Source organism: Anaerobium acetethylicum (assembly GCF_900096945.1).
GTDB lineage: Bacteria > Bacillota > Clostridia > Lachnospirales > Lachnospiraceae > Anaerobium > Anaerobium acetethylicum.
In genome coordinates this window covers 167,931-180,580 of sequence record NZ_FMKA01000004.1, presented here as the reverse complement: position 1 = coordinate 180,580, position 12,650 = coordinate 167,931, and the positions used below count along the sequence as shown (strand labels likewise).

The 12,650-nt window shown below is 44.1% G+C and carries 9 protein-coding genes; 7 read left to right on the top strand and 2 right to left on the bottom strand.

Annotated elements, in window-relative coordinates:
- The first annotated feature begins 18 nt into the window (after positions 1–18).
- From BJR36_RS06055 to BJR36_RS06045, 3 genes are read left to right on the top strand one after another with little or no spacing between them, the layout of a single operon-like run.
- Positions 19–1,233, top strand: a complete 1,215-nt coding sequence (locus BJR36_RS06055; protein ID WP_091231566.1) for an aspartate aminotransferase family protein — start codon at positions 19–21, stop codon at positions 1,231–1,233.
- A gap of 12 nt (positions 1,234–1,245) precedes the next feature.
- A complete protein-coding gene (locus tag BJR36_RS06050) occupies positions 1,246–1,881 on the top strand; it encodes a cytidylate kinase-like family protein (RefSeq protein ID WP_091231565.1) in 636 nt (211 codons plus the stop codon).
- A 41-nt stretch (positions 1,882–1,922) separates the two neighbouring features.
- The gene (locus BJR36_RS06045; protein ID WP_091231563.1) at positions 1,923–3,104 is read left to right on the top strand and encodes an iron-containing alcohol dehydrogenase; all 1,182 of its coding nucleotides are present in this window, start codon (positions 1,923–1,925) and stop codon (positions 3,102–3,104) included.
- 98 nt (positions 3,105–3,202) lie between these two features.
- Here BJR36_RS06045 and pyk read toward each other — a convergent pair whose 3' ends face one another.
- Positions 3,203–4,972, bottom strand: a complete 1,770-nt coding sequence (pyk, locus tag BJR36_RS06040; RefSeq protein ID WP_091231561.1) for a pyruvate kinase — start codon at positions 4,970–4,972, stop codon at positions 3,203–3,205.
- A 245-nt stretch (positions 4,973–5,217) separates the two neighbouring features.
- Here pyk and BJR36_RS06035 point away from each other — a divergent pair, with 245 nt between their 5' ends.
- Together BJR36_RS06035 and BJR36_RS06030 are read left to right on the top strand one after the other, a co-directional pair.
- Complete coding sequence (locus tag BJR36_RS06035; RefSeq protein WP_091231558.1) at positions 5,218–6,171, top strand: alpha/beta fold hydrolase; 954 nt, start codon at positions 5,218–5,220, stop codon at positions 6,169–6,171.
- A complete protein-coding gene (locus tag BJR36_RS06030; protein WP_242875475.1) occupies positions 6,168–7,124 on the top strand; it encodes a DUF1002 domain-containing protein in 957 nt (318 codons plus the stop codon). The genes BJR36_RS06035 and BJR36_RS06030 overlap by 4 nt, the downstream gene beginning before the upstream one ends.
- 123 nt (positions 7,125–7,247) lie before the next feature.
- Here the strand turns inward: BJR36_RS06030 and BJR36_RS06025 are convergent, their stop codons facing one another.
- Complete coding sequence (locus tag BJR36_RS06025) at positions 7,248–7,913, bottom strand: YesL family protein (protein WP_091231554.1); 666 nt, start codon at positions 7,911–7,913, stop codon at positions 7,248–7,250.
- Between the two features lie 548 nt (positions 7,914–8,461).
- Here BJR36_RS06025 and BJR36_RS06020 point away from each other — a divergent pair.
- Together BJR36_RS06020 and BJR36_RS06015 are read left to right on the top strand one after the other, a co-directional pair.
- Positions 8,462–10,582, top strand: coding sequence for a glutamine synthetase III family protein (locus BJR36_RS06020; protein WP_091231551.1), 2,121 nt, complete (start codon positions 8,462–8,464; stop codon positions 10,580–10,582).
- Positions 10,583–11,449: 867 nt separating this feature from the next.
- Positions 11,450–12,562: an ABC transporter ATP-binding protein gene (locus tag BJR36_RS06015; protein WP_091231548.1), complete on the top strand. Its 1,113-nt coding sequence runs from the start codon at positions 11,450–11,452 to the stop codon at positions 12,560–12,562.
- Positions 12,563–12,650: the final 88 nt, after the last annotated feature.

Genomic DNA, 12,650 nt, shown 5'->3' with positions numbered 1-12,650 from the left:
AAAGTTGAGGCGGACAGCATGAAACTAAAAGACACAGGATTAACCAAAGAAGAGCTGAAGGCAAAAGTAAATAAATACATGATCGAGACATATGAAAGATTCGATTTCGTGGCTGAAACAGGGAAGGATATGTATCTGTATGATGAAGAGGGTACAGCGTATCTGGATTTTTACGCGGGCATCGCCGTTAACAGCGCAGGCAGCTGTAATGAAAAGGTAGTAGCCGCTGTCAAGGATCAGGTATCCGATATCATGCATGTGTTCAACTATCCGTACACAGTGCCCCAGGCCCTGCTTGCAGAAAAAATATGCACGACCATAGGAATGGATAAAATCTTTTTCCAGAATTCAGGAGCTGAATCGAATGAAGCGATGATCAAGATGGCAAGGAAATATGGCGTTGAAAAATATGGTCCGGGAAAATACGAAATCATCACAGCGAAAAAATCATTTCATGGAAGAACCTTTGGCGCCATGAGTGCGACAGGGCAGCCCGATAATGCATGTCAGGCCGGGTTCGGAGATATGACGCCGGGATTCAGATATGCAGAATTTAATAACTTAAAATCCTTTGAAGATGCAGTAACGGATCAAACAATAGGCATTATGATTGAGCCTGTACAGGGCGAAGGAGGCGTGAATCCGGCAACCCAGGAATTCATAGAGGGTCTGCGCAGGCTTTGCGATGAAAAAGGAATGCTGCTGCTAATGGATGAAGTGCAGACAGGCTGGTGCAGGACAGGTGCGGTGATGTCATTCATGAATTATGATGTAAAACCGGACATTATATCCATGGCGAAGGCCATGGGCGGAGGCATGCCGATCGGCGCCATCTGTGCACGCGAAGAAATGGCAAGGGTATTTACAAAAGGATCCCACGGAACCACATATGGCGGACATCCTGTATCCTGTGCCGCGTCCCTGGCCCAGATCAACGAACTTCTGGACAGGGATCTGGCAGGCAATGCAAAAAAAATGGGTGCATACTTTATGGAAAAATTACAGGCGCTGCCCCATGTAAAAGAGGTAAGAGGCCAGGGGCTGCTGGTGGGTGTTGAATTTGATGAGGCTGTAGGCGCGGCCGATGTTAAGCATGGCTGCCTTGATAGAAAACTTCTTATTACAGCCATAGGCGGACACACGATCAGAATGGTTCCGCCACTTATCCTGACGGAAGCGGATTGCGATCAGGCATATGAAATAATCAGAGATACTGTAGAAAGTCTTCTCTAAGGAGGGATTAAAATGGAAAATTATGTGATTACGGTGGCAAGAGGATTTGGCAGCGGAGGAAAAGAAATAGCTTCTAAACTTGCGGAAGAGCTGGGAATCCCCTGCTATGAAAACAGAATTTTAACCCTGGCATCACAGCTGAGCGGCCTGGACGAACAGCTGTTTACCGAGGTAAATGAAAAAATGAGAGGAAAAAAATTCTCGGGTCTGCTGAAGGGACTGCCAAGAACCATAAAGCCAAAACCTGTGGATGATGAATTTGTATCGGACGAAAGGCTGTTTGAATTTCAGAAGCAAATCATTGAGAATCTTGCCAAAACGGAATCCTGCGTTGTTGTTGGCAAGTGTGCCGACTGGGTCCTCAGGGACTATCCGAATGTGGTATCTGTTTACATCGAAGCGTCACGGGCATTTTGTCTGGAAAGGGTAATGGGAAAAATGGGGGTGAACGAAGAGACTGCCAATGCTTCCATTACAAAAACGGACCAATACAGGGCAGCGTATTATGAACACTATACGGGCGGAAACTACTGGACGAATCCGGTGAATTATGACCTGACCCTGAACAGCGGGCGTATGGGCATAGATAACAGTGTGGAAGTGATTAAGGATTACCTGCATATCAGGTTTCCGGAAGCAGCAAAATAGAGGATGGAAAAATACCGCATTGACTATAGGAGGAATTTTATATGGAAGCAGGAGCAGTATTTGATTTTCTGGTACCGACAAAAATCATGTTTGGCAGAGGGCAGGTAAAAAAGCTTCATAACTGCAGATTGCCGGGCAGGAAAGCATTAATTGTCATAACAAGCGGAAAATCAGCAAGAGAAAACGGGTATCTGGATATCGTGAAGCAGGAACTGAAACGTTCCGATGTCGCATATGTTGTTTATGATAAGGTGGCATCAAACCCGGTCGTTGAGAATATCGTGGAGGGTGCAGACAAGGCAAGAGAGCATAAATGTGATTTTATAATCGGCTTAGGCGGCGGCAGCGCAATCGATGCGGGCAAGGCAATTGCAATGATGGCAGTAAATGACGGAGAACTATGGGATTATATGGGGACAGGAACCGGAAAAGGCCTTCCTGTAAAGGAAAAGCCATTGCCGGTCATAGCCATCACGACAACAGCCGGAACCGGTTCTGAAGCGGATTCGGCATTCGTTATATCTAATGAAGAAACCAATGAAAAAATAGGCCTGTACCTGCCGGAATTATTTCCAGCAATTGCAGTAGTCGATCCGGAAATGATGACTACAGTGCCGCCAAAATATACGGCATTCCAGGGGTTCGACGCACTGTTTCATAGTACGGAAGGGTATATCAGCAATAAAGCCCATCTGATGAGTGATATGGTCGCTGCAACGGCTATCGAACTGATAGGCCGGAATCTTACGGCAGCGGTTAAGAACGGCAGCGACCTGGAAGCACGTGAAAGGGTGGCATTGGGAAGCACCCTTTCCGGCATGCAGTTGGCCATTGGAAGCCTGACCTCGGCACATTCCCTGGAGCATGCAATGTCTGCCTATCATCAGAACCTGCCTCATGGAGCAGGATTGGTATTGATCAGTGCAGCATACTATAAACATTTTGTAAATGTCCCGGAGTTAAGAGAACGATATATAAAGATGGCGAAGGCCTTGGGAGCGGAAGAAGCTGCGGAACCAATGGATTTTATTAAGGCATTGGAACATTTAATAGAAGAATGCGGTCTTTCGGATTTGAAGATGTCGGAATATGGGATTTTAAAAGAAGAGTTTGAAAAGTTTGCAAAGAATGCAAAATTCTCGATGGGATCTAAGTTCCTGAATGATTATACAATGCTTTCTGAGGAGGACTGTGTGGAGATATTCATGGAATCCTACAGGTAAAAAATAAACTTGAATAAAAAAATGGACTCAGCATATAGGAGTCCATTTTTTGTTCTATTATAGGTGATTTATTCTGCAGCCGTTTTTTGAAAAGCGGACTATTTGTCCTTCTTTGCCGGTTCTTTGTTAGTGTTACAGAATACGATTCCCCTGTTCGGGTCCATCGTGACGAAAGCACCGCTTTTTAAGATTTTCGTTGCATTGACAGCACCGATGATGACCGGGATATCAAGGCTTAAGCCGACCACCGCTGCATGGGAGTTTGTCCCATCAGCTTCCGTGATGATTCCGCTGGCATGCTTGAGCTGGCTCATGAGTTCATTGGAGGTTTCTGGAATCACCAGAATATCTCCGGGTAAAAAGGCTTCCTTTGCCTCTTCGGCGGTTTTGCACACACAGAGCCTTGCGCAGACAGTAGGTTCCGTCACGCCGATTCCTTTCAGCAGGACATGTCCAACGACCTGAACCTTGATAATGTTTGTAGTACCTGATATGCCAAGAGGAACTCCGGCAGTGATGACAGTGATTTCGCCAGCCTTCACAAGACCAGCTTTTTCAGCAGCGTCGATAGCGTGGTCGAATAATTCGTCGGAGTTGCTTTCTTCGTTGATCAGGAGCGGCGTAACCCCCCAGGAAAGATTCAGCTGGCGGCATACCTTCGCGTTAGGGCTGCAGCCGATAATCGGGCAGATTGGGCGGTATTTGGAGACCATGCGCGCTGTCTTTCCTGAGTGTGTTAAGGTGACGATGGCGGAAGCATTCAGGTCATGTGCCGTAGTGCAGGTCGCATGGGAGATTGCATTCGTAACGTCAGGATTATCGAGGCTTTCCCTTAATTTGAACCGGGCAGCGAGGTTGATGTCGCTTTCTGCTCGTTTCGCTATTTTAACCATGGTCTTGAGGGCTTCTACAGGATATTGTCCGGCAGCAGTCTCGCCTGAAAGCATGATGGCACTTGTTCCGTCATAGATCGCATTGGCAACGTCGGTAGCCTCTGCTCGTGTCGGACGCGGGTTCTTCATCATGGAATCCAGCATCTGAGTTGCCGTGATAACCTGTTTTCCGGCATTGTAGACTTTTTTGATGATCATCTTCTGGATAACTGGAACATCTTCAAGAGGGATTTCAACGCCCATGTCGCCGCGGGCGATCATGATTCCGTCGGATACGCGGATTATTTCATCGATGTTGTCGACGCCCTGCAGATTTTCGATTTTTGCAATGATGTTTACCGTATTGCAGTTATATTCGCTGAAAATCTTTCGTATTTCGAGGATGTCGTCGGCGCTTCGCGTGAAGGAAGCTGCAACGAAGTCGAAATCATGCTGGATTCCCCAGATAATGTCTTCCCTGTCTTTTGGGCTGATGAAAGGCATGGAAAGGTTTACGCCTGGTACATTTACGCCTTTGTTATTGGAAATGAATCCGTTGTTCTGGACTTCGCATATGATATCGGAATCCTTTATGCCTGTTACGGTCATTTCAATGAGGCCGTCATCTATGAGGATCGTGGAGCCAACATGAACGTCGTTTACTAAATTAGGATAAGTGAGAGAAACGATGGAGGAATCGCCTTCTATTTCTCGTGTTGTGAGAATGAAAGTCTGTCCTTTTTTGAGTTCGACTTTTCCTTCTTTAAAAGATTTGATGCGGACCTCAGGTCCCTTGGTATCTAAAAGAGTTGCAATCGGAAGATTCAGCTCTTCACGAAGCTTTGTAACCTGGTCAAGTGCCTTTTTATGTTCGGCATAGGTGCCGTGTGAAAAGTTGATACGGGCGATATTCATGCCTGAAAGCATAAGTTCCCTTAGCGTGGCATCATCTCGTACTGAAGGGCCTAAGGTACATATAATCTTTGTTTTTCTCATGATAGTAGCTCTCTTTCTTTGAATAGGTAAGTAGTTGATACAATCCCCGCGATTGAATGAGTTTAACAGATTGCTGTAATTGGGGATTTGATAAAATTCAAATGGATATCAAATTTGCCTTCATTGTAACATAGAATACAGCCTTTGGGTAGTTGGCATGTCCTTTGTACGGAACAAAAAAATAATGTAAAACGAAGGCGGTCGGGGTATAATAACAGAGACAGAAACAGATGGGAGGATGACGGATGAAAAAAGAAGAATTCTTTTATGACTCAATGGACGGTCTTACAAAAATCCACGGAATCAGGTGGATTCCGGACGTGGAAATAAGAGCGGTGCTGCAGATTTCCCACGGAATGGCAGAATTTCTTGACAGATATGACGGATTTGCAGAATATATGGCAGAAAAAGGCATTCTTGCAGTCGGAAATGACCATCTTGGCCACGGCGGGTCAATAAGGACCATGGATGATCTCGGATTTTTTGCAGACAGAAGAGGGAATGATTTTGTAATTGGCGACATGCATACCCTCATGAAAATGACAAAAAAACAGTATCCTTCAGTGCCGTATTTTCTCATTGGCCATAGCATGGGATCTTTCCTGACCAGAATATTCATAACGAAATATGGTGGAGAGATAAACGGAGCCATCCTGTCGGGGACTGCGGATCAGCCGGATTTCATGCTCTGGTTTGGCATTATCATAACCCGGATGATTGAAACAGCCAAAGGTCCCAGATACAGGAGTCCTTTTATCAACAAGCTTGCTTTCGACAGCAACAACAGCAGATTCATGCCTTCCAGAACCAGGGCAGACTGGCTTACCACAGATGAAAGCATTGTAGAATGGTATCTGGCAAATGAGAAATGTGGTTTCATATTTACTTTGAGCGCTTATCGTGATATGTTTAGGCAGATGCTCTATATAAAGAAGAAGAAAAATCTTGAACAGATGCCTAAAAGCCTTCCGGTAATATTCCTGTCGGGAAAAGATGATCCCGTGGGAGAATTCGGAAAGGGCGTCGAAAGGGCATACAGAAGATTTGCAGGGACCGGGATGAAAGATATTTCGATCAGGCTGTATGAGGGTGCCCGTCATGAGATTTTGAATGAGACGAATAAAGAAATAGTCTATAACGGCATATATGAATGGCTGGAAGGACACATAACCAGAGCACAGGAGGACGCAGGAAAATGAAGAAATACAGAATAGGAAAAATGAAAAAAAGGACAGTTTCCACGGCGCTTGCAGCGATTATGTTTATGATGGCATGCATGCCTGTATTTGCCCAGGGAGAGAATACAGAAGCGGCTGAGGAGACGGCGGTGGCTTCGGAAAACACAGAGGAATCCAGACCATTTCTGGCATTGGGTGCAGATCTGAAGGAAAGCGAGAAGGCTGTGGTCCTTGACCTATTAGGACTTTCGGGTGCAGACCTCAGCGGATATGATGTGATTACCATTACAAACGAAGAGGAACATGCATTTCTCGGCGATTACGTAGCAGCTGACGTAATCGGAACCAGATCCCTTTCATCGGTACTTGTCGAGAAGCGTGAGGCAGGGCATGGAGTGGTGGTCACGACAAAAAACATCTCCTACTGCACGACGGGAATGTACCGGAATGCTCTTATTACGGCAGGTCTTGAGGATGCGGATATCACCGTGGCCGGCCCGTTTTCCATAACAGGAACGGCGGCGCTTGTAGGTGCCATGAAGGCATACAGCGTTATGACAGGCGAGGAGATTTCCCAGGAAAGCATGGACGCCGCAACTAACGAGCTTGTAGTCACAGGAGAGCTGGCCGATTCCATTGGGGATTCGGACAAGGTCGAGGAGCTGATTGCCCTGATCAAGCAGCAGGTGATTGAAAATAATCTGGATTCCGAAGAGGAGATCAGGGACGCAATCAAGAAAGGCGCAGAAGAGCTGAACATTGAATTGTCGGATGCGGATATCGATAAGATCATAAGCCTGATGGATAAGATCAGCGGCCTGGATCTGGACATCGATGCCATAAAAAATCAGGCGAAGGAGCTCTATGACAGGCTTTCAGACCTGAATGTCGACACGGATGGAATTATGGAGAAAATAGGAAATTTCTTTTCGAAATTAGTGGATGCAATCGTGAAATTTTTCGAAAGCCTGTAGGGCTGGACTGGAAACCAGAGATTTCTGATCAGAGAAAAAATAAAAAAGAAGATGCAGGCAGTCTGTCGACCGCCTGCATCTTCTTTTTACCGAACAGGGAAAATGTCCTGTTTCTGTTAACGATTACTCTGTTTTATCATCCTGTCCTTCTTTGTCATCCTTATCAGCTTCATCATTTGAAAGGATAATCTTTTCAAATATTTTCGAATAGATGAAGGAAGCCAGATATGCTGCCAGAGCTACTCCGAGGAAAAGCCAGAGAGGAATCAAAGCAACGAATATATAGGCTGTCACAGCAATGATCCCTGTGAAGATTCCCAGAAGGATCGTCAGAGGAAGATTTCTGATTCCGATAAGGAGCGCGTTCTTAAACATGTTTTTTGTAGTGTTCTCGAACTTTGAAAGCAGCGGAAAAATATAAAGCAGAATGATATAATAAATAAGGGCAATGAATAGGAATACGGGAAGGATATAAATTTTATAAGAGATGTCAGAGACATACAGTATATAAAAATCAGCTCCGATGATCAGTCCCGCAAGCAGCATAATCAGCCAGATCAGGATGCCCTGTTTGAGGTTTTCTCTGAAGGATTTGAAAAAATCCTTTGACACATAGGATTCCTCGCCTCTGACCAGCTTGATTGTCGAGTAAAAGAGCGCTGTTGTGGATGCGCCGGCAGTCACAATCGGGATGCAGCAAATAAGCCATAAAATATTCAGGATTATCAAATCGGCAACCTTATTCATGAAAGTGAAAAATTTGTTATCCATGCTGAATAAATTGTTCATATCTAACCTCTTTCATTATATATAGTATGATGTTGGGGTCAAAAGGTATCTTGCCCACCGGACAGGGGAAGGCAGTTCTGAAAGTCTGCAACCTATCTGGTATTTAATTATATAGGGTTTGCCTGTCAAAATCAAATGAAAAAAGTATGAAGTGGATGAACGGCGGATTTCCTTTGACTTTTGCTTCCCGGTACACATAAAAACACATGGTGTTAACAAGTAGGTGAACAGTTACGTTTTTATGTTCAAAAGCAGCTCGCCGATTTCTTGAAAAGTATATAAGTTGCATAAAGATTTTTAAGTGAAATTTTTTTCTTGCATTTTAGAAAATATTAATGTATCTTATAGGAAGAGTGGAATTAAGGTTCCCGACTTATAAAGTAAAACTAAGAAGAACAAGGGCGTTCCAATCGAGAGGACTGCCCTTTTTTATGCACATTTATTTATGATTTCTTGTTGTTTATGGTGTATACTATGGTTATGTGGTCTGTGAAATCAGTACGGTTGGAACTAGCCAGATGAATCAGTATTGAAAGGAATGGGAAGATATGAGCGAAACATTTAATGTAACAGAGGTCTTTGGACAGAATGTATTTAATGATGCAGTAATGGCGGAACACTTACCTAAAAAAGTGTATCAGCAGCTTAGGAAGACAATTGAGACTGGCGAGGAACTTGATCCTATGACAGCAGACGTTGTGGCAAATGCCATGATGGACTGGGCAATTGAAAAAGGAGCTACACATTATAGCCACTGGTTCCAGCCGCTGACTAATATCACTGCTGAAAAGCAGGATGCATTCATTTCAGCTCCGAAAGCAAACGGAAAAGTAATGATGGAATTTTCTGGAAAAGAATTGATCAAAGGCGAACCGGATGCTTCTTCTTTCCCTTCAGGCGGATTAAGGGCAACATTCGAAGCCCGCGGATATACAGCATGGGACTGCACTTCACCTGCATTTATCAGAGAAGGAGCAATCGGAAAGACCCTTTGCATCCCTACAGCATTCTGCTCCTATACAGGCGAAGCATTAGATAAGAAGACTCCTCTTCTGAGATCCATGCAGGCAATCGACAAGCAGGCACTCCGTATCCTCAGACTGTTTGGAAACACGACTTCAAAACGCGTAACTCCTTCAGTAGGACCGGAACAGGAATACTTCCTTGTAGATAAGGAAAAATTCTTAAAGAGAAAAGATCTTATTTTTACAGGTCGTACTTTGTTCGGAGCAATGCCTCCAAAAGGACAGGAACTTGAGACACATTACTTTGGCATCATCAGAGAACGTGTCGGTGCCTACATGAAAGACCTTGATAAGGAATTATGGAAGCTCGGCGTGACTGCAAAGACACAGCATAATGAAGTAGCACCTGCACAGCATGAGCTTGCGCCAATCTATGGCCAGGCAAATCTTGCAGTTGATCACAATCAGCTTACAATGGAAACAATGAAGAAAGTGGCAAGCCGCCATGGCCTTAAATGTATTCTTCATGAAAAACCGTTTGCAGGCGTTAACGGATCAGGAAAGCACAACAACTGGTCAATCACTACTGATGACGGAATCAACTTACTGGAACCTGGAAAGACTCCTCATGAAAACATCCAGTTCCTTTTCGTTCTGACAGCAATCATGAAAGCGGTAGATTTGCATGCAGACCTTCTTCGTGAATCAGCAGCATGCGTAGGAAATGACCTCAGGCTCGGAGCCGATGAAGCGCCTCCTGCAATCATTTCAATCTTCCTTGGAGAGCAGCTTGAAGATGTACTTTCACAGCTGATCAGCACAGGCGAAGCAACAAGCAGCATCCAGAAAGGCAAGCTTGATACAGGCGTAAGGAGCCTTCCGGATCTTGCGAAAGATGCTACAGACAGAAACCGTACTTCACCATTTGCCTTTACTGGAAATAAATTCGAATTCCGTATGGTCGGTTCCTCAGATTCAGTTGCATCCCCTAACATCGTACTCAACACAATCGTTGCAGACGTATTCAAGGAAGCAGCAGACATTCTTGAAAAAGCAACGGACTTTGAAGAAGCAGTACATGACCTCATCAAGAAATACGCTTCAGAACATCAGAGAATTGTATTCAGCGGAAACGGCTATTCAAAAGAATGGGAAGCTGAAGCTGAAAGAAGAGGACTTCCAAACCTCAGAAGCATGGTAGATGCGATTCCTGCCCTCAAGACAGAAAAGGCAGTAGCTTTATTTGAAAAGCACAAAGTATTTACAAAAGCAGAACTGGAATCACGCGTGGAAATCCAGTATGAAGCTTATGTAAAAGCAATCAATATAGAAGCAAGAGCAATGATCGACATTGCAGCAAAACAGATCATCCCTGCTGTTATCAGGTTCTCTACAGAACTTGCAAATTCAATCAATTCAATCAGGACAGCATGCGATGCAGCAGATATCAGCGTGCAGGTCGAACTCCTGACTGAAGTGTCAGCCCTGCTTTCAGACATGAAGGTAGCTCTTTCAAAATTGCAGGATGTTACAGCAATCGCTGCAGAAATGGAAGGAGATTCCCAGAAACAGGCAACTTATTACAGGGATGAAGTTACAAAAGCAATGGCAGAATTAAGAAATCCTGCCGATCAGCTTGAAATGCTTGTAGACAAAGCATTCTGGCCATTCCCTTCATATGGAGATCTTATTTTCGAAGTATAAGCAGGAGAAGCTTCAATTGTGCTGGACAGAGTCCTGCACAATTGAGCTGATGCAAATCAATAAAAACCGGAGCCCCCGTTCGAACAATTCATTTTGTCGGAGCGGGGGGGCCGGTTTTTTTATCTCATAGGAGCGTGTCAAATCCCCTCTTACAAAGTTTCGCTTCGTTAAGTTGCACTTTCGCCAGCTAGCACGCAGTGATACAAAACATGAATTGATGAGCAACTTTAGAACAAAGTGATTTCGCCGCATCAGCTCCACTAACTTAAAACTTGAAGGCGAAAACACTTTGCAGTGCGGAGGGCTGATTGACGATAGTCAATCAAATACCAGAAGCCCGACTGCACATTCCCCGGAGGGTTTTCATATCATAGGGCGAACTTTCCTATGATATGAAGACGTTGGCACTTAGGCCGCGTATTTTGCGGTCCTATGTGCCACATTCCGCTTCATCAATCAGCACATTCGCCATCCAACACGCAGTGATGCAAAACATGATTCAATGAGCAGCTTTATGAAGACGTTGGTACTTAGGCCGCGTACTTTGCGGCCTTACGTACCACTACGTCTTCATCTAAGCGAGAGCGCGCTGCGAATGAACATGTTTTGTATCACGTCCTGTTAGGAAGGAGAGCTCATCGGAGGATGTTTTGGACAACTTGTATAGGAATTTTCGCAGGGTTCGGCAGGTTGCCATAAAAAGAAGACCGGAAGATCTTGTGTAAGCAGATTTTACAAGGGTTTCAAAAAAAGTTTGGGCAACTGGAATATGGCGGGAATCCTTAAATTAATGTATAGTGATAACAGAACAGAAAAGCAGTCGGGCTGCAGATAATATAATAATCATTTATCAGGAGGAAGTAAAAAATGGCAAGTTTATCATTAACTAACATTAACAAAAGTTATCCTAATGGATTCCAGGCAGTAAAGGATTTTAGCTTAGAAATCGCAGACAAAGAATTCATCATCTTCGTTGGACCATCAGGATGTGGTAAATCAACTACACTTCGTATGATCGCTGGTCTTGAAGAAATCACTTCAGGCGAATTAAAAATCGGAGACAGAGTAGTAAACGACGTAGAACCAAAAGACAGAGATATCGCCATGGTATTCCAGAACTATGCGTTATATCCTCATATGACAGTATATGACAATATGGCATTCGGCCTTAAACTTAGAAAAATGCCAAAAGACCAGATCGATAAAATGGTTAGGGACGCAGCAGAAATTCTTGACCTTACATCATTATTAGACCGTAAACCAAAGGCTTTATCCGGTGGACAGAGACAGCGTGTTGCTATGGGACGTGCTATCGTTCGTGATCCTAAAGTATTCCTTATGGATGAACCTTTATCAAACTTAGATGCAAAATTAAGAGGACAGATGCGTATCGAAATCTCTAAATTACATCAGAGATTAGGCACTACAATCATCTATGTAACACATGATCAGACAGAAGCTATGACACTCGGAACAAGAATCGTTGTTATGAAAGACGGTGTTGCGCAGCAGATCGACACTCCACAGAACTTATATGACAGACCAAACAACCTTTTCGTTGCAGGATTCATCGGATCACCACAGATGAACATGTTAGATGCAAAATGCGAAGTATCAGGAGAAAACGTAACACTTAAAGTTGGACCTTACTCACTTCTTCTTCCACCTGCAAAAGCGAAAAAAGTAATTGCTGGCGGCTATGCAGGCAAGACAGTTGTTCTCGGTATCCGTCCTGAAGATTTAAGCGATTCAGAAATGGTAATCTCTTCAAACCCTAACACTGTAATCCAGGCTACTGTAAATGTATATGAAATGTTAGGTGCGGAAGTATTATTACATTTCGAAGTTGAAGGCTTCAACATGACAGCAAAAGTAGATCCTCGTACAACTGCAAGGAACGGAGATAGAATCAAACTTGCTCTTAACCCTGAAAAGATTCATGTATTCGACAAAGAAACAGGATTAACAATTTCAAACTAAATAGTGCAAAGGCTCTGAGGTATCCGAAGTTAGTGATGCCTGAGGCAGAGAGCACTTTGAAGGGGAATGCATATAGTGTGCATTCCCT